Source organism: Microbacterium sp. MRS-1, assembly GCF_000585455.1.
GTDB lineage: Bacteria > Actinomycetota > Actinomycetes > Actinomycetales > Microbacteriaceae > Microbacterium > Microbacterium laevaniformans.
In genome coordinates this window covers 1-22,940 of record NZ_JAUF01000047.1, presented here as the reverse complement: position 1 = coordinate 22,940, position 22,940 = coordinate 1, and the positions used below count along the sequence as shown (strand labels likewise).

Annotated in this window: 22 protein-coding genes; 15 read left to right on the top strand and 7 right to left on the bottom strand. The window is 68.1% G+C overall.

Annotated elements, in window-relative coordinates; genetic code table 11:
• Window positions 1–539 precede the first annotated feature (539 nt).
• The 3 genes from AS96_RS09290 to AS96_RS09280 form a co-directional block, all read right to left on the bottom strand.
• On the bottom strand, window positions 540–1,538 hold the full coding sequence (locus AS96_RS09290) for a hypothetical protein (RefSeq protein ID WP_036288825.1): 999 nt from the start codon (window positions 1,536–1,538) through the stop codon (window positions 540–542).
• Window positions 1,539–2,582: 1,044 nt separating this feature from the next.
• The gene (locus AS96_RS09285) at window positions 2,583–2,918 is read right to left on the bottom strand and encodes a TraR/DksA family transcriptional regulator (RefSeq protein ID WP_036288822.1); all 336 of its coding nucleotides are present in this window, start codon (window positions 2,916–2,918) and stop codon (window positions 2,583–2,585) included.
• A complete protein-coding gene (locus tag AS96_RS09280) occupies window positions 2,915–3,310 on the bottom strand; it encodes a VOC family protein (protein ID WP_036288819.1) in 396 nt (131 codons plus the stop codon). Before AS96_RS09280 ends, AS96_RS09285 begins: the two co-directional genes overlap by 4 nt.
• A gap of 108 nt (window positions 3,311–3,418) precedes the next feature.
• Here AS96_RS09280 and AS96_RS09275 point away from each other — a divergent pair, with 108 nt between their 5' ends.
• The 5 genes from AS96_RS09275 to AS96_RS09260 all read left to right on the top strand — a co-directional run bounded on the left by AS96_RS09275 (window position 3,419) and on the right by AS96_RS09260 (window position 8,158).
• A complete protein-coding gene (locus AS96_RS09275; RefSeq protein WP_036288833.1) occupies window positions 3,419–3,688 on the top strand; it encodes a hypothetical protein in 270 nt (89 codons plus the stop codon).
• 89 nt (window positions 3,689–3,777) lie between these two features.
• Window positions 3,778–6,114, top strand: coding sequence for a phosphoribosylformylglycinamidine synthase subunit PurL (gene purL, locus AS96_RS09270; RefSeq protein ID WP_036288816.1), 2,337 nt, complete (start codon window positions 3,778–3,780; stop codon window positions 6,112–6,114).
• Window positions 6,115–6,119: 5 nt separating this feature from the next.
• Window positions 6,120–6,254 carry a hypothetical protein gene (locus tag AS96_RS15915; protein WP_259457186.1) on the top strand — a complete coding sequence of 45 codons (135 nt, stop codon included), beginning with the start codon at window positions 6,120–6,122 and terminating at the stop codon, window positions 6,252–6,254.
• A gap of 173 nt (window positions 6,255–6,427) precedes the next feature.
• The gene (locus tag AS96_RS09265; RefSeq protein WP_081768021.1) at window positions 6,428–7,387 is read left to right on the top strand and encodes a TolC family protein; all 960 of its coding nucleotides are present in this window, start codon (window positions 6,428–6,430) and stop codon (window positions 7,385–7,387) included.
• Window positions 7,388–7,396: 9 nt separating this feature from the next.
• Complete coding sequence (locus tag AS96_RS09260; RefSeq protein WP_036288813.1) at window positions 7,397–8,158, top strand: hypothetical protein; 762 nt, start codon at window positions 7,397–7,399, stop codon at window positions 8,156–8,158.
• Between the two features lie 9 nt (window positions 8,159–8,167).
• Here the strand turns inward: AS96_RS09260 and AS96_RS09255 are convergent, their stop codons facing one another.
• Genes AS96_RS09255 through AS96_RS09245 form a run of 3 tightly spaced genes read right to left on the bottom strand, consistent with a single transcriptional unit; the run spans window position 8,168 to window position 11,297 of the window.
• Window positions 8,168–9,058 (bottom strand): glycine betaine ABC transporter substrate-binding protein, encoded by an 891-nt coding sequence (locus tag AS96_RS09255; protein WP_036288810.1) that lies wholly within the window; start codon window positions 9,056–9,058, stop codon window positions 8,168–8,170.
• Window positions 9,055–10,011: an ABC transporter permease gene (locus AS96_RS09250; protein ID WP_036288806.1), complete on the bottom strand. Its 957-nt coding sequence runs from the start codon at window positions 10,009–10,011 to the stop codon at window positions 9,055–9,057. The genes AS96_RS09255 and AS96_RS09250 overlap by 4 nt, the downstream gene beginning before the upstream one ends.
• The gene (locus AS96_RS09245; RefSeq protein ID WP_051498821.1) at window positions 10,011–11,297 is read right to left on the bottom strand and encodes a quaternary amine ABC transporter ATP-binding protein; all 1,287 of its coding nucleotides are present in this window, start codon (window positions 11,295–11,297) and stop codon (window positions 10,011–10,013) included. Before AS96_RS09245 ends, AS96_RS09250 begins: the two co-directional genes overlap by 1 nt.
• A gap of 357 nt (window positions 11,298–11,654) precedes the next feature.
• Between AS96_RS09245 and AS96_RS09240 the strand changes: the two genes are divergently transcribed.
• From AS96_RS09240 to AS96_RS09230, 3 genes are read left to right on the top strand one after another with little or no spacing between them, the layout of a single operon-like run.
• Window positions 11,655–12,047 (top strand): GntR family transcriptional regulator, encoded by a 393-nt coding sequence (locus AS96_RS09240; RefSeq protein ID WP_036288828.1) that lies wholly within the window; start codon window positions 11,655–11,657, stop codon window positions 12,045–12,047.
• Window positions 12,044–12,970 (top strand): ABC transporter ATP-binding protein, encoded by a 927-nt coding sequence (locus tag AS96_RS09235; RefSeq protein WP_036288803.1) that lies wholly within the window; start codon window positions 12,044–12,046, stop codon window positions 12,968–12,970. The genes AS96_RS09240 and AS96_RS09235 overlap by 4 nt, the downstream gene beginning before the upstream one ends.
• The gene (locus AS96_RS09230; RefSeq protein ID WP_036288800.1) at window positions 12,967–13,653 is read left to right on the top strand and encodes a hypothetical protein; all 687 of its coding nucleotides are present in this window, start codon (window positions 12,967–12,969) and stop codon (window positions 13,651–13,653) included. The genes AS96_RS09235 and AS96_RS09230 overlap by 4 nt, the downstream gene beginning before the upstream one ends.
• A gap of 30 nt (window positions 13,654–13,683) precedes the next feature.
• On the opposite strand, the gene AS96_RS09225 is transcribed toward AS96_RS09230, so the two are convergent.
• Window positions 13,684–13,974 (bottom strand): chorismate mutase, encoded by a 291-nt coding sequence (locus tag AS96_RS09225; protein WP_036288797.1) that lies wholly within the window; start codon window positions 13,972–13,974, stop codon window positions 13,684–13,686.
• 72 nt (window positions 13,975–14,046) lie between these two features.
• Between AS96_RS09225 and AS96_RS09220 the strand changes: the two genes are divergently transcribed.
• The 7 genes from AS96_RS09220 to AS96_RS09195 all read left to right on the top strand — a co-directional run bounded on the left by AS96_RS09220 (window position 14,047) and on the right by AS96_RS09195 (window position 22,896).
• Window positions 14,047–15,072 (top strand): AI-2E family transporter, encoded by a 1,026-nt coding sequence (locus AS96_RS09220; RefSeq protein ID WP_331280309.1) that lies wholly within the window; start codon window positions 14,047–14,049, stop codon window positions 15,070–15,072.
• Window positions 15,036–15,236, top strand: a complete 201-nt coding sequence (locus AS96_RS15970; protein WP_331280308.1) for a hypothetical protein — start codon at window positions 15,036–15,038, stop codon at window positions 15,234–15,236. The genes AS96_RS09220 and AS96_RS15970 overlap by 37 nt, the downstream gene beginning before the upstream one ends.
• A 109-nt stretch (window positions 15,237–15,345) precedes the next feature.
• The gene (locus AS96_RS09215; RefSeq protein ID WP_036288794.1) at window positions 15,346–18,183 is read left to right on the top strand and encodes a discoidin domain-containing protein; all 2,838 of its coding nucleotides are present in this window, start codon (window positions 15,346–15,348) and stop codon (window positions 18,181–18,183) included.
• 188 nt (window positions 18,184–18,371) lie between these two features.
• Entirely contained in the window at window positions 18,372–19,619 is a 1,248-nt protein-coding gene (locus tag AS96_RS09210; RefSeq protein ID WP_231477197.1) for an extracellular solute-binding protein, read from the top strand.
• 16 nt (window positions 19,620–19,635) lie between these two features.
• A complete protein-coding gene (locus AS96_RS09205) occupies window positions 19,636–20,550 on the top strand; it encodes a carbohydrate ABC transporter permease (RefSeq protein WP_231477195.1) in 915 nt (304 codons plus the stop codon).
• Window positions 20,537–21,436 carry a carbohydrate ABC transporter permease gene (locus tag AS96_RS09200; protein WP_036288785.1) on the top strand — a complete coding sequence of 300 codons (900 nt, stop codon included), beginning with the start codon at window positions 20,537–20,539 and terminating at the stop codon, window positions 21,434–21,436. The genes AS96_RS09205 and AS96_RS09200 overlap by 14 nt, the downstream gene beginning before the upstream one ends.
• A gap of 23 nt (window positions 21,437–21,459) precedes the next feature.
• Window positions 21,460–22,896 carry a glycoside hydrolase family 5 protein gene (locus AS96_RS09195; protein WP_036288782.1) on the top strand — a complete coding sequence of 479 codons (1,437 nt, stop codon included), beginning with the start codon at window positions 21,460–21,462 and terminating at the stop codon, window positions 22,894–22,896.
• Window positions 22,897–22,940: the final 44 nt, after the last annotated feature.

The following is a 22,940-nucleotide window of genomic DNA, read 5'->3' as shown; positions in this document are numbered from 1 at the left end:
AATCTGCTCTGGGTGGCCTCGTTTTCGCCCGCCGTTTATGCGTCAGATTGGAGCGTCGCCGACACAAGTCTCTATGGTGGAACGAACGCAGGAACACCCATACTGAGGTTCCCCTTGCGAGGGAGCTTGTTGTCGACGATCGGTCAGTGAACGCGGTTATGGATGCGGGAGGGCTGCTGCCTGAGGCGCGCTCCGCTGACCACCACCCGTCGGGAAAGTGCCACGGCAAAGACGACTTGCAGGCCAACGAGTGGGACGAAATGCATGACACCCCGTGTCATCTCACCCCGTTCCGACACTCCTGTCGGGAACGCTCTGGTGACACAAGTGCTACGCCGGCAACGACGCCTCAGAAGGCTCACACCTATCGAGTCCGAGATAGTCAACACACCGGCCACTCACGCGGCCTGAAGCCCCAAACAAGACGAGTCAACCGAACCATCAGCAGTCCCCGATCAAGTCTATTGGGGCTGGAGACGTTCGGTGTTGCAGTGCTGCCGGAACGCGTCCAAGTCTGTCCGCAGCTCGGTGATCGACTGCTACGACAGGTAGAGCCCGAAGAAGTGTTTGGCGATGACGGAGCAGGCGTGGGCTGACACCTGCAGTTCATCTCGTCGGACCGCTACCAGTTGACCGACTCGGAACTCGTGGTCTCCGGTGGCCGCAAGGTACTTCGCGTCGGCTGCGCCGAGCCCGTGCTGGTAGAGATGCCGCTTCTGGAAGACACGGCCCGCATCGCGCCACGCATCGGCACCTAACTGGCCATTGACCCATGTCTCGATGTCGGTACCGGTTGGGCACGAACTGACCTGCTGCCCGCGATGCTGCGGCGCGCATGTGCATGTCCCCTCGATGAGGTTCTTGCGCGCCCCACCCAGATTCTGGAACGAGATGGTGCCGGGCCACCGCGAGATAGTCTCCGCCAGATCAGCGCTCGTCGTCAGCACCGGCCGGCCGGCGATCTCAGCCTCGGTTACCTGCGACAGGGCGTCCCGCAGGTTGGCGGCGTGCCCCTGCACCATCGCCCGCATGACTCCGTCGAAAGTGGCGACCAGGTCCTTGGCGAGGTTGACTAGCGAAGGCTGATCCGCGCTGGTCGGCAGACGATCGATCTCGCCGACGACTCGGTTGAGGGTCTCCCGATAGTTCTCGATCCCGCAGACTGGGCATCGCGACGCCGGTGTGTCCGTCCAGTACCGCGTGCAGTGGCGGTTCTCGAACCAACCCACCGGCGTGGCCTTCAACGGGCGCGGATCGAAATCGGCCAATGTCGAGTCGGCGAAGCAGTGGTTCGCGCAGGTGACCGACACTTTGCCATCAAATACCGACGGAGTCCGTGCCGCATTGGTTGCGGGTAACTCCAGCACGAACGACGCCGCACACGTTGGGCACACCATGTGCACCGTGTCGCCGGGCTTCACACCGATTCCGCTCAGCGCGGTCGAGTACGGGCTGTCTGGGATCTGCTCCGCATCGACACCGGTCCGCGTCAGCGAAGAGTTCGGCCTGCGGCCGAAAAGGCGATCGAACAATCCCATATCTCTCCTCTTTCACACGCTGCCGTTGACGGGACATATCGACGATATGACAGACGCGCCGGCGGCGTCCCCGCTAGGGTACCGGCCCTGTCAGCTTCCGCTTCACACGGGGCCCAACCAAGGATGAGGCCGCGCCGCGTGACGACGAGCGAACAGCGATGCTCGCTCTCAATACACAGATGGGCATGGGGACCCGAGTACCGGAGTCCTCGTCCTCGCCGGCGGAACGGCTGTTGTCAGAAGGCTGAGGTAGGCGCCGCTGGCGAGCGGCGCGCCTAACTCGATCCGTTAGCAGGCACCGCCCGGATGAGCGTGGTCGCGGACGGTCTCTAATGCGTGCTCGCCGTCCAGAGTCCTCGACCGGGCGCGCGGGGCGACCATGTCGAACAAGCGCGCCAGGTCGGAATGTGTATCGCCTGTCCTCGTCTCTGCCGCGAGTCAATCCTGAGACTTCGACGACTCCCACCTACCCCTGACAATTTCGACGTGAAGGCGCACCAAAGCGGATGGGTGAGCTGAAAGGAGGTCAAGGATCACTTCTGCGCCATCGGATCGAGGCTCACTGGCAATGGCACGAGTCACAAACAGCGCTCGTCGATTCCCGGATCTCGATGGCTGCTGTCTGCTCGTCCAAGCGCAACGTGGACGAAGAGTGCGACATGCGTCGGGAAAGTGTCACGACAAAGTTGCGCCGTTCCCGCTAAGTTTGGCGATCCTCGTGACATTCAGTGTCATCTCACCGCGTTCCCGACACTCGTCGACGTTCCCGACACCGGTCGGGCGAGCGCCGGCCGCCCTGCCGTTCACAAGTCCGGAGATTCGTGGCCATCATGGCGCGACCTCGGCGCGTCGCGGGGTCTGCTGGCCACCGTTCCGGAGTTGTGAACGCCGTGACCGGGCAGGGAGCGCTCCGAAGATCCGGAGCGGGCCCGACCGAACGAAGCGGTCAGGGCGGGTTCACCGGATTGCTCACCCTTGACGCAGCCGTCCTCTTCCGCCTGGTGCGTGAGACCGCCGAGTCGTCCACCTCGCGGGCGCTAAGGGTCAGGCGGCGCAGTCGATGCAGGTCGTGGCCATCGGCCGGGCTTCCAACCGGCCCGGGGCGATCACGTTCCCGCAGACGACGCAGATGCCGTAGGTCCCGGCATCCACGCGGGCGAGCGCGGCGTCGACCTCCGCCCGCTCGTCGAGCACGGAACGACGAAGCGCATCGATGCGCTGCCACTCGCTCGACAGGGTCGACCCCTCCGGATCGTGCTCGTCGTCGGCGGTCGCGTCGGCACGGTCGGAGAGCACCGACGCCTCGTCGGCGTCCAGCCGCGCCCACAACGCGTCGAGCTCCGCCGCGCGGGCGCGAAGCCGGTCGACCGGGTCGCTCATCCCTGGTAGCCGATGAGCCAGGCCACCCCGAACCGGTCGCGCACCTGACCGTCATGGTCGCCCCAGGGTCGCAGCGCGAGTGGGTCGAGCACGTCGCCGCCCTCGGCGAGCGCCGCGAACCACTCCTCGAGCGTCGCCGGCTCGGCGGTGCCCAAGAGGGAGAACAGGATGCCGCGAAGCTCCAGAGTCGGCTCGCCGGGAGCGGCATCCGACGCGAACAGCTCGACGGGACCCTGCAGCATGCCGTGCGCGATGTGGTCGGCGGGCCCGTCGTCGCGCCCGAAATCGCCGAACGTCGCGAGGACGAGCTCGCCGCCGAACACCCCGCGGTAGAACTCGAGGGCCGCGCGAGCCGTGCCGTCGAAGGAGAGATACGGGGTGAGTCCGGTCATGGGGGCGAGGATACGTCGCAGCGGCAACATCCACGAGCCCTCTTGTCAACCCCCGTGCGTCACCGCCGATGGCGGCGAACAGTGGAGGTCATGACGCAGGAGGACCACATGACCGACCCGCACACATCCCCCGACAACACGCCTGGTGTGGGAACCGAAGACGCGCCCGCGACGACCGAGCCCGACACTGAAGAGCTGACCGCGCCGAGCACGGAGAAGGAGCCGGGCGAGGAGCCCTTGGCGCCGCATCCCGAAGAGCCGCTGGCGCCGCATCCCGACGAGCCGCTCGCGCCGCACCCGACCGAGCCCACGCTGCCGCAGGCCGCCGAGCCCAGCCATCACGCCGTCGGCATCGGCGTGATCGACGACGAGGCCTGAACGGCACGGCCCGACCCGCGCCGCCCGGTCGACGGCCGCCCGGCTAGACTGAGGCCGTCCCCGGCACCCGAGTCTTGGAGTCCCGCCGCGTGAGCACCCCCGCATCCGACAGCAAGGTCGCAGACACTGTCGAGAACGCCGTCCAGACGCCGGAGAAGGAGCAGCCCTACGCGGCGCTCGGCCTCAAGAGCGACGAGTACGACCAGATCAAGCAGATCCTCGGCCGGCGCCCCACCAGCGGCGAGCTGGCGATGTACTCCGTGATGTGGAGCGAGCACTGCTCCTACAAGTCGTCGAAGATCTACCTGCGCCGCTTCGGGCAGAAGGTCTCCGAGGAGATGAAGGCACGCCTCATGGTCGGCATGGGCCAGAACGCGGGTGTCGTCGACGTCGGCGAGGGCTGGGCGGTCACCTTCAAGGTCGAGAGCCACAACCACCCGAGCTACATCGAGCCCTTCCAGGGCGCCGCAACCGGTGTGGGCGGCATCGTCCGCGACATCATCTCGATGGGCGCCCGTCCGGTGGCCGTCATGGACCAGCTCCGTTTCGGCGCGATCGACAACCCCGACACCGCCCGCGTCGTGCACGGTGTGGTCAGCGGCATCAGCTTCTATGCGAACTGCCTGGGCCTGCCGAACATCGGCGGCGAGACGGTGTTCGACGCCGTCTACCAGGGCAACCCGCTGGTCAACGCCCTCGCGGTCGGCGTCATGCGCCACGAGGACATCAAGCTCGCCAACGCCACCGGCGCGGGCAACAAGGTCGTGCTCTTCGGCGCCCGCACGGGCGGCGACGGCATCGGCGGCGCATCGATCCTCGCGTCCGACACCTTCGCCGACGGCGGCCCGACCAAGCGTCCCGCCGTCCAGGTCGGCGACCCGTTCGCCGAGAAGGTGCTCATCGAGTGCTGCCTCGAGCTGTACCGCGACGAGCTCGTCGAGGCGATCCAGGACCTCGGCGCCGCGGGTATCTCCTGCGCCACGAGCGAGCTGGCCGCCAACGGCGGCTCGGGCATGCGCGTCGACCTCGAGAACGTGCTGCTGCGCGACCCCACGCTCACGCCGGAAGAGATCCTCATGAGCGAGAGCCAGGAGCGCATGATGGCGATCGTCGCGCCCGAGAAGCTCGACGCGTTCCTGGCCGTGACCGGCAAATGGGATGTCGAGACCAGCGTGCTCGGCGAGGTGACCGGCGACGGCCGCCTGCAGATCTTCTGGCACGGCGAGCAGATCGTCGACGTCGACCCATCCACGGTCGCGGTCGACGGCCCGGTCTACGAGCGCCCCGTGGCCTACCCGACCTGGATCGACGCCCTGCGCGACGACTCGGCATCCGCCCTGCCGCGCACCGACGACCCCGCCACCCTGCGCACGCAGTTCCTCGATCTGCTCGGCAGCCCGAACCTCGCCGACACGAGCTGGGTGACCAACCAGTACGACTACTACGTCATGGGCAACACCGCCCTCAGCTTCCCCGACGACGCCGGCATGATCCGCGTCGACGAGGAGAGCGGCCTGGGCTTCGCCATCGCCACCGACTGCAACGGGCGCTTCTGCCAGCTCGACCCCTACGCGGGCGCGCAGCTGGCCCTCGCCGAGGCGTACCGCAACGTCGCCGTCACGGGCGCCGTTCCGACCGCCGTGACCGACTGCCTCAACTTCGGCAGCCCGGAGAACCCCGAGGTCATGTGGCAGTTCGGCCAGGCCGTCGACGGTCTTGCCGACGCGTGCCTCGAGCTCGGCGTCCCGGTCACCGGCGGCAACGTCAGCTTCTACAACCAGACCGGCGACACCCCGATCTTCCCGACGCCCGTCGTCGGCGTGCTCGGCATCATCGACGACGTCGCCCGCCGCATTCCGAGCGGCTGGCAGGATGCCGGCGAGAACATCTACCTGCTGGGCGTCACGGCCACCGAGCTGAGCGGCTCGGCGTGGGCCGAGACCGTGCACGGCCACCTCGGCGGACGTCCGCCGGCGGTCGACCTCGCCCAGGAGAAGCGTCTCGCGGAGCTCATCCACGCGGCATCCCAGCAGGAGCTCGTCTCCAGCGCCCACGACCTCTCGTCGGGCGGACTCGCCCAGGCCCTGGCCGAAGCGGTGACGCGTTTCGGCGTCGGCGCCCGCGTCTGGCTGCGCGAGATCATGGAGCGCGACGGCGTGGATGCCGCGACCGCCCTGTTCAGCGAGTCCACCGGCCGCGTCATCGTCTCGGTGCCGCGCGAGGAGGACGTGAAGTTCCGCGGACTGTGCGAGGGCCGGGGCTATCCGGTACTGCGCATCGGCGTCACCGACGCGACCGCCGACACCGCAGAGAACGCCCTCGAGGTGCAGGACGTGTTCACGGTTGCGGTCTCGGAGCTGCGGGCGCGCTCGCAGGCGACACTGCCGGCCGCCTTCGGACCGACGGTCGTCGAGCCCGTAGGCTGAGGCGCATGAGCGAGCAGGACGAGTACGAGGGCATGAACGAGGCGCGCACGCGCCGCACCCGCATCATCGCCTGGGTCACGATCGTCGCGCTGATCCTCGTCGGCGGCGGCGCCACGGTGCTCGCGTTGCTCTTCGGCTGAGCCGCCCCACGAACTCCGCACACAGGCACGTACTCCGCACCCGCGTGCCCGGATGCGTGCGGAGTTCGTCACAATCTGCGGAGTTCGTCGACGTTCACGCGTGCGGGCGAGGGGCGGATGCCGCGGCATCCCTCTCTGCGAGCGCTCCCAGCCGGCCTCGGTAGGCTGAGGTCGTGGATCCGCTCTGGGCGACGATCGCCGAGTTCTGGTGGATCGGGCCGGCGACGATCGGCACCGGCGCCCTCGGCTGGCTCGGGCTGCGCCGCGAACGGCGCGAGCGTCGCCGGCGTATCGAGCTCGACGCGGCCCGGCTGGAGCTGCGAACGGCGAAGCGCGATGCGGCGACAGCCCGTGCCGCGGTGCGGGTGGCGCGCACAGAGCTCGATCGGCTGCAGGCCGAGCGCGCGACCGGTCGCGCGAGTGCGACAGATGTCGCCGCGGCGCGGCGGCAGCTCGACCGCGCCACCGACGAGGTCCGCGTCGCGACGGCGACGGCCCGGTCGCGGCGCGCGCACGTGACCGCCGCGCGGGCCGCGCTGCCGGCGGCCGGCGACGACGCCCACCTACCGGTCGCGCGCATGATGCGGGCACACGACGAGATCATCGCCCGATGGATGACCTATGAGACCGATCCGGCGCGGCTCATCGCCTTCCCCGCGATGACCGATGCGCGCCAGCCGCTGACCGCCGCCTTCCTCGCCGCTGACAAGGCGGCGCGGGAGCAGCGTCCGGCCTCCGCGCACGCCCGCGTCACGCCCGCGCAGTTCACCGCGTACCGCGACGCGGTGGCCGCCGCCGGGCGCGCCTTCGCCGTGGCCGAGGCCGAGGCCTGGCGGCAGGCGCGCGCCGCGGGCGACGCTCCCGCGCGTCCCCAGCCCGGAGACCCGGATGCCAGGACCACGGGCGCCCCGGTGCGCGAGCAATGGACGATCATCGCCCAGAGCCTGACGCAGACCGCCCTCGCGCGCGGCACCGAAGCGCTGGCCCGGGTGGTGGCGGCGCGCGCGTCGCCGGCGACGCGCACCACGGCATCCTCGGGCACGGCGACCGGAGCCGGCACCGCGAGCGGTCCGGATGCCGACGGTGATGACGGCCGTCACGTGTGGCCCGTCCCCGGGCGCCCGCGCGCGTAAGGTAAGCCCGTGGATCACTTCTGGACCTTCGCCGGCAGCTACTGGTGGCTGGTGTTTCCCCTTCTCGGCGTCGCCGGCGGCGTCGTGCGTCGCTGGGACGTGCTGGCGCAGCGCCGTCACGCGCGCCGGCTCGAGGTCATGCGGGCGAAGGCCGAACTGAAGTCCGTCACCGCGTCCACACGGGTCAGCAGCGCCGGCGAACCACAACCGATCACGAAGCCGTCACCGCTGCCCGACCAGCTCGAGAAACTCTTCGCGGTGCACGACGACGTCACCGCGCGCTGGCTGGAGTACGAGCTCGACGTCGCTCGTATGATCGCCTTTCCCACCATGAGCGACGGGCGGCAGCCCCTGACCGCCGCGTTCCTGCGCGCCAAGAAGATCGCCGACAGGCTGCGCCCGGCGTCGGCGGATGCGCGGGTCAGCGCGGAACAGGTCGCCGAGTACCGCGGCGCCGTCACCGATTACGAGGTCGCGTTCGATCTCGCCGAGCGTGACGCCCGGCGCGTGCGTGACTCCCAGTTCAGCGATGCCGAGCGCAAGCGTCTGGCCACGGCGCAACAGCTGCTGGCCGTCGCGCTCGACCAGTCCGCGACCCCGGCGGAGCGTCAGGTCGCCTATCGCCGGGTGCGGGAGGAGGTCGACGGTCTGCTGGCCCTCTCCGACGAGGCCGTCGAGCGTCTCGAGACCAAGGTCGCCCTGCAGCTCGAGCGTCCGCAGCCGACCCCCGACGACGAACGGGGCCCGGCAGACGCCGGACCCCGTTCCTGACCGCGATCGTCAGGACGTGAGGCCGTCGACCCACTCCTGGTTCTCGGCGATCCACTTCTTGATCACCGGCGCGTAGTCGTCACCGCTGTACTCGTTGAACATCGCGTTCTCGAGCGAGGCGAGCGTGTCGGTGGGCATCGTGAAGTTCGAGATCCAGCCGTGCACCTCGGGGTGGTCCTTCGCGAACGAGCTCGCCGCCACCGAGTGGATGCTCTCGGCATCCCCCAGCAGACCCTTCGGGTCGGCGAGGTCCTTCACCGGGAACGCGTTGTACGCCCAGTGCGGCCGCCACAGCGTCACCGCGATGTTCTGCCCGGCATCCGTCGCCTTCTTGAGCTCGGCGAGCATGGCCGGCGTAGACGACTCCACGAGTTCCATCCCCTCGAGCCCGTAGCCGGGAACGACATCGTCGCCGGTGATGCGCATGAGCCCCGAGCCCGGTTCGATGCCGACGATGCGACCGCCGAACTGGTCGGATGCCGCGGCCAGCTGATCGAGCGAGTCGATCGGCGCGTCGGCGTTGACGGCGACGGTGAGTCGCGCGTCGTCGTTCCAGGCCCCGAGGTCGTCGACCTTGTCGCCGTAGCGCTCCATGTAGTCGGCGTGCGTGGTGGGCAGCCAGGTGTCCAGCACGAGGTCGAAGTCGCCGCGAGCGAGGCCCTGGTAGACGGGCGCGACGTCGGCGAACGTGAGCTTCACGTCATAGCCCTTGTCCTCGAGGATCGACTGCCACAGGTACGACGCGGCGATGCCCTCGTCCCACCCGTTGAACACGGCGATCTCGATCGACTTCGCGTCGGAACCGCCCACGCCTCCCGTGCCGCCGGCACAGCCGCTCAGGGTGAGCGCTGCGGCGGCGCTCAGGGCGATACCGCCCAGGATGCTCTTGGTCTTGTTCATGCTGACGTCCTCTCCATCCGCGTGCTGTCCGCGGATCGGTCGGTGTCAGCCGCGGACTCTCCGCGGCTGGGGCGGGCCGTCGCCCCGCCGTTGCGGGTGCGGCGAACCGCGCCCGCCCGGCGCGGGGCACGAGGCCGGCCCAGCGCCGAAGTCAGACGGTCGAGGATCATCGCGATCATGACGACCGACAGGCCGGCTTCGAAGCCCAGGCCCACGTTGATGCGCCCGATGGCGCGAACGATCTCGCCGCCGAGTCCGCCGGCGCCGACCATGCCCGCGATGACGACCATCGAGAGACTCAGCATGATCACCTGGTTGACGCCGGCCATGATCGACGGCAGCGCCAGCGGGATCTGAATCTGCCGCAGCACACGCACCGGCGAAGCCCCGAACGCGTACCCCGCCTCCACGACCTCGCTGTCGACGCCCCGGATGCCGAGTTCGGTCAGCCGCACGCCGGGGGCGATCGCGAAGAGGATCGTCGCGATCATGCCCGGCACCGCCCCGACGCCGAAGAAGATGATCGCGGGGATGAGGTAGACGAAGGCGGGCATCGTCTGCAGGAAGTCGAGCACGGGGCGCACGATGCGCGAGACGGCGTCGCTGCGGGCGGCCCAGATGCCGACGGGGATCGCGATCACGATCGCGACGAGCGCCGCGACGATGACCAGGGCGAGGGTGTCCATCGCGTTGTCCCACTGATCGACGCCCACGATCACGAGCAGGCCGAGGGCGGTGCCCAGCGCCAGGCGCCAGCCGCTCACGGCGAACGCCGCCGCGGCGAGCACGACGATCAGCAGCCAGAACGGCGGCGCCATGAGCACGGCGTCCACCGCGTCGTAGACGGCGCCCAGAACGAGCGCCACCGCGTCGAACAGTCCGCGCAGCGCGTCGCCGACGACATCGACGACCGTCTCGGCCCACTGGCCCACCGGAATGCGGAACCCGTCCATCAGCGCTCTCCCTCCGTCGCGGCATCCACCAGCGGCGTGAACTCGGCCACCATCTCCAGCGGGGTCTGCACGACCGCCATCTCGCGCGTCGTCGCCGGAACGTTGCCGAGAGCGGCGAGCAGTGTGATGCGCGGGATGACTCCACGCAGGCGTCCCTGATCGTCGACGACGGCCAGGGGAACGGACGCCTCCACGGCGGTCTCGACGATGTCGGTGAGCAGGTCGTCGGGACCGACCGTCGGCACGTGGGTGTCGACGATGCGCCGCAGGTCGCTCTCGCCCGACTTCACCGCTCGGATCACCGCCCGGTCGGTGACCACGCCCACGAGGCGGCGGTTCTCGGTCGCGAACACGGCACCGGCCTGGTTCTCACGCATCGTGCGCAGTGCCCCGCGCACGCCCGCCGTGATCGGCGTCGACAGCGACGGCGGCTCCATGACGGCGGATGCCGTGAGCACGCGCGCCCGGTCGACGTCCTGAACGAACTGCGCCACGTAGTCGTTGGCCGGGTCGGTCAGGATCTCTTCCGGTGTGCCGTTCTGCACGATGCGACCGTCACGCATCACGGCGATGCGGTCGCCGAGGAACATCGCCTCGTTGAGGTCGTGCGTGATGAACACGATCGTGCGGCCGAGCTCGCGCTGCAGCTCCACCAGCTGCTCCTGCATCTCGCGGCGGATGAGCGGGTCGAGCGCCGAGAAGGCCTCGTCCATCAGCAGGATGTCGGTGCCGGCCGTCAGGGCGCGAGCGATGCCGACCCGCTGACGCATGCCGCCGGAGAGCTGGTCGGGAAGCGCATCGGCGCGATCGCCGAGGCCCACGCGCTCGAGGATGTCACGCGCACGTTCGCGGCGCTCGGTCTTGCCGACGCCCTGGATCTCCAGCGCGTACGCCGCGTTGTCGAGCACGCTCAGGTGCGGCAGCAGGGCGAAGTGCTGGAAGACCATCGACACCGACTCGCGGCGGATGGTGCGCAGCTGTGCCGGCGAGGCCGTGGTGACGTTGCGGCCGGCGATGGTCACCTCGCCGGCGGTGGGGGTCAGCAGGCCGTTGAGCATGCGGATGATCGTGGACTTGCCCGAGCCGGACAACCCCATGATGACGAAGATCTCGCCACGGTTCACCGTGAAGCTCGCGTCCACCACGGCCGCGGTGCCGGCGTCGGCCACGTCGGCGCGGGAGTGACCCGCGCGCAGGCGCGCCACGGCATCCTTCGGATCACGCCCGAAGACTTTGAACAGATGCCGCGCCTCCAACAGGGGCGCAGCAGAAACAGCGTCGGTCACAGAACACCTCGGCAGCCCGGTGCACAGGCTGCATCGGTCACGCCCGGGTGACGGCCACTCGCGCTCGGGCAGAGCGCTCGGCACCGGACATCGGATCCGGGCACAGGCCGCCGACCTTACGTCCGCCGGTGCCAACGGGCACGACAGCGGTCGCGGACTGGTCTGGGGTCGACCCCGCGTGGGGGCCGCCACCACCGTTTCATCCGGGTGAATGCGCACGCAAATTGGACGCGACGCCGACTTCTCGCTATCGCGCGCACGCGAAGGCGGAGGCGCTCCGGCAGCGCTTGACGTCGCCAGCGTTATATGGTTACTTAGTCAAGTAACTAACCAATTCACTGGATGCCGGGAGGCCACGTGATCGATGAGGGACGAGCGCTCTTCGTGCAGATCGCCGAGAGCGTCGAGGACTCCATCGTGGACGGGAGCCTTCCCGAAGACACACGCGCGCCGTCGACCAACGAACTGGCGGCGTTCTACCGCATCAACCCGGCCACGGCCGCGAAAGGAGTGAACATGCTCGTGGAGAAGGGCGTGCTCGTCAAGCGCCGTGGAATCGGCATGTTCGTGGCCGTCGGCGCCCGCGAGAGCCTGCGGGCCGAGCGGCGTGCCGCCTTCGCCGCCCGGTTCATCGAGCCTCTGCTCGCAGAAGCTCACACGCTCGGCCTCAGTGCCGACGAACTCGCAACGATGGTCCGCGACCACGCGGCCGCCCACATCACATCGACCACGGAAGGAGGCGCCCGATGACCGTCGTCCAGGTGACCGATCTCGTCAAGCGCTATAGGAACGCCGCCGCCCTGGATGGGGTGTCGCTGACGCTCGAAGCCAACGTCATCTACGGCCTGCTGGGCCGCAACGGCGCCGGCAAGACAACCCTGATGTCGATCCTGACCGCCCAGAACTTCGCGACGAGCGGCGAGGTCAGCGTCTTCGGCGAGAACCCGTACGAGAACAGCCGTGTGCTAGGCCGGATCTGCTTCGTGCGCGAGAGTCAGCGCTATCCCGACGACGCCCGGCCTGTCCACGCCTTCCGGATGGCGGCGATGTTCTTCCCGCACTGGAACCAGGAGCTCGCGGACGAGCTCATCGATGCGTTCCAGCTGCCCATGAAGACGCGGATCAAGAAGCTCTCGCGCGGGCAGCGGTCGGCGGTCGGTGTCATCATCGGACTCGCCTCGCGCGCCGAGCTGACGTTCTTCGACGAGCCCTACCTCGGACTGGATGCCGTCGCGCGCCAGATCTTCTACGACCGCCTCCTGGCCGACTACGCCGACCATCCCCGCACCATCGTGCTGTCCAGTCACCTCATCGACGAGGTCGCCGACCTCATCGAACGGGTGATCGTCATCGATCGCGGGCGCATCATCCTCGACGAGGAGACCGATGCCGTCCGCGGCCGGGCCTCGACGATCATCGGCGACGCCGTCGCCGTCGACGCCTTCACCGCGGGACGCGAGGTACTGCACCGCGAGAGCCTCGGCCGCGTGGCCAGCGCGACGGTTCTCGGCGAACTCGGCATCCAGGACCGGGCGCAGCTCGCGGCATCCGGGCTCGAGGTGGGTGCGGTCTCTCTGCAGCAGCTGATCGTCCGCCTGACCCAGCACGATGCCGAATCCTCGGCCACGGCGAACGCCGCCGCAGCCACCACCGCCGAAGGAGCACGCCGATGAATCGGGTCTTCACCGTCACCCGGATGCAGTTCGTCAACAAGTACACGTTCGTGTGGCTGCCGCTGCTCATCCTCGTCGTCAGCCTCGTGCTCTCGATCGCGATCTTCGCGCTCATCCCCTACGGCGGGGCGAAGTACGGCGGCGGAAGCCAGGCTCCGATCTGGTATTTCTTCGGCCTGGGCATCATGTCGCTGAGCTACACCTTCCCGTTCTCGCAGGCCCTCAGCATCACGCGCCGGGAGTTCTTCTTCGGCACGATGCTCGCGGCACTGGTGACGGCCGTCCTGCTGGGCGCCGTCTTCGCCGTCGGCGGCGCGATCGAACGCGCCACGGGCGGATGGGGTGTCAACGGCTACTTCTTCTCGCTGGACTGGGTGTGGACCGCCGGCCCCGGGGGCGCCGGGCTCTTCTTCGCCGTGGTGGCGATGGTGCTCTTCGTGGCCGGGTTCTGGGGCGCGACGCTCTACCGCCGCTTCGGCGCTCTCGGGCTGACGCTCACGCTGTCGGGCGTGGGGGTTCTGCTGATCGCCGCCCTGTGGCTCGTCGGGCGGATGGATGCCTGGGCGACGGTGTGGACGTGGCTCGCCGACCTGGGGCCGATGGGGCTGACCGCGGTGCTGGCCGTGCTGACGTGCGTGCTGGGTGCCGCGTCGTTCCTCACGCTGCGCCGCGCCATCCCCTGACGCATCGAGGCCGCCGGACGGGCGCCGGAATCAGTCGGCGGCGGCCGCCGCGGTGTGGTGTCGGATGACCTCGGCGACGACGAAGTTGAACCACTTCTCGGCGAACTCGGGATCGAGGTCGGCCTCGAGAGCGAGGCGACGCAGACGCGCGATCTGCTGCTCTTCGCGAGCGGGGTCGGATGCCGGCATCCGATGCTCCGCCTTGAGCACGCCGACCTGCTGCGTGCACCGGAAGCGTTCGGCGAGCATGAAGATCAGCGCCGCGTCGATGTTGTCGATGCTGGCACGCAGGCGCTGCAGGTGAACGGCGGCGTCGGTCATGGGCTTCCTCTCGTCCTCGCCGACATTACCGCCTCTCCCAGCGACATCCGCTGACAGCCCTAGAGTGTGACCATGGCAGCAGCATCCAACGAGCCCCGGCCGCGTTCCCTCCGGCGTGGGGCGAAGACCGCGGCGGACTCCGACCGGGCGAGAACGACCGACGGTGCGGTGTCGTCCGAGGCTGCTGCGCATCGCTCACACACGGGACGCGCGGTGTGGACGACCCTGAACCGCCCCTTCGTCGTGGGCTTCTTCCTGACGCTCGGCGGCCTGGTGGCGATCCTGCTGGGCATGGCCGTCACCAGCTTGGTCACGGTGTGGATCTACGTCGCCTTCGCCCTGTTCGTCGCTCTCGGACTCAACCCCGTCGTGCAGCGCCTGCAGCGGCACGGCGTCGGCAGAGCCTGGGCGATCGTGATCGTGTACTTCGCCCTGGCGCTGCTGCTCGTTGCCGTGCTGTGGCTCATCGTGCCCACGGTGGTGCGCCAGATCGCCCAGTTCATCACGGACGTCCCGACTCTCGTGACGTCGTTCCAGCAGACCGACCTCTACCACTGGGCACGTGATCAGTTCGGCGACCAGGTGCCCGCGATCGTCGCCGAGGTGCAGAAGTTCCTCACCGATCCGGGCCATCTGGCGGCGATCGGCGGGGGCGTGCTGCAGATCGGCATCTCCATCGGCACGACGATCTCCGGGATCATCATCATCATCGTGCTGAGCCTGTACTTCCTCGCGTCATTGCCGGAGATCAAGCAGGCGTTCTACCGCATGGTGCCCGCCCGCAGTCGCGCACTGACAGCCGATCTGACCGAGCAGATCACGGAGTCGGTCGGCGGCTACCTGGGCGGCATGGTCGTGCTCGCCTTCTTCAACGCGGTCGTGAGCTTCATCCTGTACACGGTTCTCGGCCTCCCCTTCCCCGCACTGATGGCGGTGGTCGCCTTCTGCCTCACGATCATTCCGCTCGTCGGAACCGTGCTGTTCTGGGGCATCGCCTCGGTGGTCGCCCTCTTCGCCAGCCCCTGTCGGCGCTCATCTTCGCCGTCGCGTATCTGGTCTACATGCAGCTCGAGGCATACGTGCTCACGCCGAAGGTGATGAACAAGGCCATCGCGGTGCCGGGAGCCCTCGTCGTGATCGGCGCGCTCGTCGGGGGGACGCTCATGGGCCTGCTCGGCGCGCTCGTCGCGATTCCCGTGACCGCCTCCATCCTGCTGATCATCAAGAAGGTCTTCATCCCGAAGCAGGATGCCGCTCTCTGAGCCCCAGTAAGTGCTGGGCTTATTTTAAGTCCTTGACAAAGTAGACGTCGTCTCGCGATGCTGACCAGCGACGGAGCGCAGCCATGCTCCGCACTGATCAAGGAGGATCGTGAAACGACGTGTTCTCGCCGCGCTGGTGACAGCTGCGGCCGTGGCGGCCACTGCCGTCCTACCCGTGACGGCGGCGCATGCCGCCGCCCTCACCTCCGCCGACTTCCTCAAAGCCAGCGGCAACGTCCTGAAGAAATCATCGGGGACCGGCGCCGCGGTGAACCTCCGCGGCACGAACATCGGCGGATGGCTCACCCAGGAGGACTGGATGTCGCCCCTCGGCGAGTTCGCCGCCGACCGCACCGGCTGGAGTGCAACCGCGTCCGCGGGAGCACCGGCCAACGCCCTCGACGGATCGGGAACCAGCCGGTGGACGACCGGCGCGAATCAGGCCGGCGGGGAGTGGATTCGTCTCGACCTGGGGGCGCCCACTCTCTTCAACCGGCTCACCATCGACAACACCGCCAACGCCGGCCAGTGGCCGCGAGCACTCAACATCGAGACATCGTCCAACGGCTCGACCTGGACCAGCGTGGCGACCCAGCCCGGCACGGACGGTCTCACGACGGTGAAGTTCGCCCCGCAGGTCGCGCGTTACGTGCGGGTGACACAGACCGGCGCCGCGGCCGCTGCGTGGTCGGTCGGTGAGATCAACCTCTACAGCGACCCGGTCCTGTTCAACGGCACGCATACCGCGACGGCGACCTCCAACGCCCCCGGCACGAACGCCCAGATGACGCTCGACGGCAACGTCTCCACGGTGTGGCAGAGCGGTGCCCCGCAGGCGCCCGGGCAGTCGTTGACGATCGATCTCGGGCGCAACGTGGACATGGACAAAGTCCTGTTCGATGCGGGCGCGACCACCGCGAACGACTACCCGCGGGTCTACGACGTCTTCACGTCCTACGACAACGCGAACTGGACGAAGGTCGCGAGCGGCTACGGCGCGAATCGCGTCGTGCAGGCCGACTTCCAAGGGACCAAGAACGGTCGCTATCTTCGGATCACCTCGAACGGCACCTCGTCGCAGTGGTGGTCGGTGGCCGAGGTCGCGATCTCGAGCGGAACCTCCCTCGATCGCGGCGGATGGGTCGTCACCTCCTCGCTGGGCGCCTCCCCGTCGAACATGATCGACGGCACCACCTCGACGCGGTGGACCACCGGTGCGGCCCAGGCGCCGGGTCAGGCCGTCACCGTGGACATGGGCGCGCTCATCACGCTGAACAACGTCACGACCGACACCGCGAAGAACACCACCGACGAGGACGACTGGCCGCGCGGGTACACGCTCCAGCTCTCACGCGACGGGTCCTCCTGGAGCACTGTCGCAACCGGGGCGGGAACCAAGAAGGCGTCGACCATCGGGTTCACGGCTCAGGCAGCACGGTACTTCCGCCTCACCCAGACCGGCTCCGCAGGCAACTGGTGGTCGATTGGCGAGCTCACCGCCGGGCTCTACAACGACGACTACTCGCTGACGAACACGATGACCGCACGCTTCGGCGCGACGACGACCGCCTCGGTCGTCGGCACGCATCAGGACACATGGTTCACGGCGAACGACCTCGACGCGATCCAGGCCACGGGAATGAACTTCATCCGTGTGCCGATCGGGTGGAACGTGTTCCTCAATCTCGACGGCACCTGGAAGTCGAATCCGTGGTCGAAGATCGACTGGGTCGTGAACGAAGCCGCGGCGCGCGGAATCTATGTCCTCATCGACCTCCACACGGTGCCGGGCGGCGGCTGCCCGTGGGGCTCGTGCGGTCGCATCGGACCCAACCCCAACGGGTTCTGGGGCAGCGCGACCTATCAGAACTGGGTGGAGGACATCTGGAAGAAGATCGCGACGCGCTACAACGGCAACCCCGCGGTGGCCGGCTACGACCTCATCAACGAGCCGCTGATCGACTACAACGAAGACAGCGACGATGTGGCCCAGAAGAGCGACTACTACAACCGGCTGTACACCGCCGTACGTGCCATCGATGCGGATCACGCGATCTTCCTCGGCGCGTTCTTCGGCCTGGACAAGATCGCACCGCCGTCGACCTACGGGTGGACGAACGTCGTCTACGAATACCACCCGTACGACATGCCGAACTCGAAGGACTGGACGGCCCAGAACCAACTCGTCACGAACGAACTGGGCGGACTGGCTGCGAAGCTCTCGAATCCGGGGGTGCCGATCCTCTACGGCGAATACTCCCTGTACTACAACGACGACGTCTGGGCACGGTTCATGGCGGGACTCAACGCCTCGCAGGTGTCGTGGTCGAACTGGTCATATAAGGTCAAGGGCTCGGCCGAGGACGGCTTCGCCTACTGGGGCATGTACTACGACGACCGCAAGCCCGTGCCGGTCATCAACAGTGACGATGCGGCGACCTTCCAGTCGAAGCTGTCGCAGTTCGCAACCGCCAACTTCACGCAGAACGCGCGGTTCGTCGCCACCATCGCCAAGTACGCCGGCGGCTTGTCGACGTTCGCCCCGTCCGCGGTGAGCCACACCGGCTGGACCGCGACGGCGTCCACGACCGCGGCGGGCAGCTCGCCGAGTGCGGGCATCGATGGCGCCAACGGCACATCGTGGAAGAGCGGCCAGGCCATGGCGGGCGGGGAGTGGTACCGCATCGACATGGGCTCGACCCGCACGGTCGCGATGGTCACGGTGCAGACCGACAGCTCGTCGACGTGGGACTATCCGCGCGGATTCACCGTCGAGACCTCCCTCGACGGCTCCTCGTGGACGACAGCCGCCACGGGCATCGCCTACGGATGGAAGCGTCCGATCTCGATCGCACCGGTCAGCGCGCGGTACATCCGCATCACCCAGACGGGCGTGGCGCCGCAGTGGTGGTCTATCGACGAGGTGACGGTCTATTCGTCGTACTGACGACGATCGGCGCAGGGGGTCGCGACGTGGCGGCCCCCTGCGCTCGTTTCGCCGCTCCGCCTCTTGCCAGACAATCGGACATGCCTTAATCTAAGTCGTAGAGAAAGGACGAGGGAGTCTCTTCCCGTCCTCTCGCCGCCGAATCCCGATTCGACACCGCACCTCCTGCACCCCGAAAGGACCTCTCGATGAAGAGAATGCGCTGGCTCGCGCTGGGCACCGCCGCCCTGACGGCCGCCACCCTCGCCGGATGCTCGTCATCCGCACCCGCCGACGGCGGCACCGCCGCCAAGGAACTGACCGTCTGGGTCATGGGCGACAGCTCTGCCCACTTCGATGCGCTGGTCAAGCCGTTCGAAGACAAGACGGGAATCGACGTGAAGACCGTCGCCATCCCCTGGGACAGCGTCGACCAGAAGTTCACGACAGCGGTCGCTTCGGGCGACGGCCCCGACGTGCTGCAGATCGGACTCTCCAAGCTGCGCACGTATGCCGACAGCGGCGCACTGCTCACCCTCGACGACGCGGCACTGTCGGGTCACGAGAACCTCGCGGCATCCAACTTCGTCGACGGCGTCGCCGGAGATGCGACCGCCATCGGGGGCAAGGTCGTCTCCGTGCCGTGGGTGTCGGACACGCGCGTTCTCTTCTACCGCAGCGACATCCTCCAGGCAGCGGGTATCAGCACTCCGCCGGCGACCTGGGATCAGCTGCGCGCCGACGCGAAGACACTGGCCGGCCGCGGTGACGGCTCGTACGGTTACTACATCCCCCAATGGGACAGCGCACTGCCCGTGATCATGACGTGGGACCAGGGCGGCGACATCGTCGACAGCCAGGGCAAGATCGACTTCGATACGCCCGCGTTCGGTAAGGCGGTCGACCTGTACACCGGCCTCTACGCCGACAAGAGCGTGCCCACCAACAGCGACTTCGACCAGACGCAGGGCTTCATCACGGGAAGCACGCCGATGCTCGTCAGCGGTCCCTACCTTGCGGCCGCCATCTCGCAGTCGGCGCCGGAGCTGGCCGGGAAGTGGAACGTGACCACCGTGCCGTCCGGAGCGAAGGACACGTCGCTGCTCGCCGGGTCGAACCTCGGAGTCTGGGGCTCCACGAAGAACAAGGACGGCGCACTTCAGCTGCTCGATTACCTCTCGCAGCCCGACGTGCAGGTGAGCTGGTACCAGTCCGACGGGCAGCTGCCGACAGTGAAGAAGGCGCTCGCCGACAGCGCGCTGACCGGCGACCCCATGGTGTCGGTCTACACGAAGCAGCTCGCGTCCTCCCGCCTGCTGCCGCTCGTGCCGAACTGGGACGGTGAGACGGGCAAGGCGGTGCTCGACGCGCTCAACTCGATCGTGCTCACCGGCGCGAACCGCGACGACGCACTGAAGACGCTGTTCACGACCACCGCCGGGACCCCCGCGAACTGAGCTCCGGGGGTGCGCGGTGACCCGATCACCGCGCACCCCCGGCCACGAGGCCATGAAGAACCGCATCGTCCCCTATACGTTCATCGCCCCGGCGATGCTCCTGCTCATCGTCTTCGGCATCCTGCCCATCGCCGTGGCGCTCCTCGTGAGCTTCACCGACATGAATCTCGCGGGCCTGGGAAACTGGTCGCGGATCCAGTTCATCGGCGGCGACAACTACACGGCGCTGTTCGCCGACCCCGACTTCTGGCAGGCCCTCGGCAACACCGCTCTGTTCGCGGTCGTCGGGGTACCCAGCGTGATCGTCCTCTCCCTGGCGATCGCGCTCGCGCTCAACAGCTCGCAGGGCCGCTTCTTCCGCGCGCTGCGCTCGTTCTACTTCGTCCCGGCCATCACCGCGATCGTGGCCGTGGCCCTCGTATGGGGCTACCTCTACAACACACAGTTCGGCCTGTTCAACTACCTGCTCTCGCTCGTCGGGCTGCCGCCGGTTCCCTGGCTCTCCGACCCCACGGTCGTGAAGTTCTCCGTCGGGCTGGTCGCCGTATGGCGCGGCCTCGGGCTGAACGTCATCATCTTCCTCGCGGCCCTGCAAGGCGTGCCGAAGGAGTACCTGGAGGCGGCGGCGATCGACGGCGCATCGGGGGTGCGCCGCATCGTCTCGATCGTGCTCCCCCTGCTGCGCTTCGCCATCTTCTTCGTCACCATCACCACCGTCATCGCATGGCTGCAGTTCTTCGACGAACCCTTCGTGCTCACCAAGGGCGGACCGCTGGGTTCGTCGACGTCGATCGCGCTCTTTCTCTATCAGAAGGGCTTCTCGTCGAGTCAGTTCGGCTACGCCAGTGCGGGCTCGGTCGTCCTCGTCGCGATCATCGCGACGATCACCATCGTCCAGCTGCGCCTGAGGAGGTCCGATGTCGACCACTGAGCTCATCACCCGCGGCCGACGGGGCCTCGCGAAGACGTCGGACGCACGACGGGGCACCCGAGCCGGACGGCGCCGCGGCCGCACCGGCACCATCGTGATCGGCGCGCTGCTGACCGTCGGCGCACTCATCACCGCGTTCCCGTTCCTGTGGATGATCTTCGCCTCCGTCAAGCCGCGCAGCGAGTCCGTCGCGTTCCCCCCGCAGCTGCTGCCGCGCAATCCGACGCTCGAGTACTTCATCCAGCTCTTCACCGAGCTGGACTTCGGGCGCTACCTCCTGAACACACTGCTCATCGTCGTCATCTGCATGGTGGGCCTGCTGCTGATGGCGGCGGCCGGCTACGGCTTCGCCAAGTTCGCCTTCCCCGGCAGGGATGCCCTGTTCTTCCTGGTGCTGGTGACGATGATGATCCCCGGCCAGGTCACGATGATCCCGAGCTACCTCATCCTCAACGGGATGAAGCTCACGAACACGCTCATCGGCATCGCGCTGCCGATGCTGGTGTCGGGTTTCGCCGTGTTCCTGTTCCGGCAGTTCATGGCGACGATCCCGACGGAGATCCTCGAGGCCGCACGGATGGACGGCGCGGGAGAGTGGCGCATCTTCTTCCGGATCATCCTGCCCATGTCGGGACCGATCCTGGCCGTGCAGGTGGTGCTCACCTTCATCGCGGGATGGAACAGCTTCCTGTGGCCGCTGATCATCGCCAATGACCAGGGGCTCTACACCCTCTCGGTGGGAATCTCGCTGCTCAATCAGCAGATCTCCACCAACCCGTCGCTGCAGATGGCGGCGTCGACGCTGATGGTCGTGCCCATCCTCATCGTCTTCGTCGTCTTCCAGCGCTACGTCGTCCAAGGCTTCGCCCTGTCCGGTCTGAAGTGAGCATCCGTCCCGTGAGGAACACCATGACACCACCCCGTCGCCCCCGCGGTTTCGTCCGCGCCGTCGGCACAGAGCTCGTCGACGACGAGGGACCGCTGCTCCTTCGCGGCGTGGGACTCGGCAATTGGCTGCTCGCGGAAGGGTACATGTGGCTTTTCGGCGACGAGCTGGCCTCTCCGCGCCAGATCGAAGCGCGGATCGCCGAGCTGGTCGGCACCGCGCGGGCGGCCGAGTTCTGGCGCCGGTTCCGGGACGAGTTCGTCACCGAGAGGGACTTCGCGCTCATCGCGCAGCTGGGGTTCGATCACGTCCGCCTGCCTCTCAACGCGCGCGGCGTGATCGCCGATGACGGGAGCTTCCAAGAGGACGGCTTCGCACTGATCGCCCGGGCGGTCGAGTGGGCGGAGCGCCACGGGCTGCGGGTACTGATCGATCTGCACGGCGCTCCCGGCGGGCAGACCGGAACGAACATCGACGATTCGCCGCACGGCATCCCGGAACTGTTCATGGCGGAGCACTACCGCGCGCAGACGGTGGCGCTATGGCGCGAGATCGCCCGTCGCTTCCGCGACAGCGAGACCGTGCTCGGCTACGACCTCCTCAACGAACCGCTGCCGAACGAGTGGCAGCACCGCTACCAGGACGAGCTCGTCGATCTCTACCGCGAGCTGACCGCGGCGATCCGCGAGATCGACCCGAATCACCTGCTCATGTACGAAGGCAGCCACTGGGCGACCAACCCCGACCCGGTGCGGGTGCGCTTCGACGAGAACCAGGCCGTGCAGTTCCACCGCTACTGGTGCGCCCCCGACGAGACGAGCATCGCCGACTTCCTCCAGCTGCGGCGCGACGCGGGACTGCCGATCTACATGGGCGAAGGCGGCGAGAACACGCCCGGGTGGATCTACGCGGCGACGCGCCTGTACGAGCGCCACGGGATCGGATGGAACTTCTGGCCCTGGAAGAAGCTCGACACTCTCACCTCGCCGCTGTCCGCGCGCACCCCCGAAGGCTGGGAGCTGATCGCCGACCCGACGGCGCAGCTCGACCCCGACCACGCGTGGCGGATTCTGCGGGAGTTCCTGGCGGCCGTCGCCGTCGAGCGCTGCGACGTGCGCACGGCCGTTCTCGATGCACTGTTCGCGCGCCCCGCTCTGCAGCTGCCGGCGTGGGCCGGGGTGGGCGGCGAGGCGGAGACCTCGATCTCCGAGCAGGTGGCCGCCCCGCTGCCAGAGGGCCTCTGGCATCACACGGCAGGGGCGGCCTACGCTGCCGCCGAGTACGTTCCCGTGGAGATCACCCCCGGAGACCGCCTCGCGTTCGCGTTCTCGTCCCGCCCGGCATCCTGGCGGGTCGACGCCGACCGATCCCACGCCGTGACGGCGGACTGGCACGAGGGCAGCCTCCGACTCAGCGCCTCGGAGCGCGTGCGGGTGCGACGGCTCGAGGTGAGCATGTGACGGGCTATCGTCGAACCATGAGTGCACAGGCGCGGGGCGCCGCC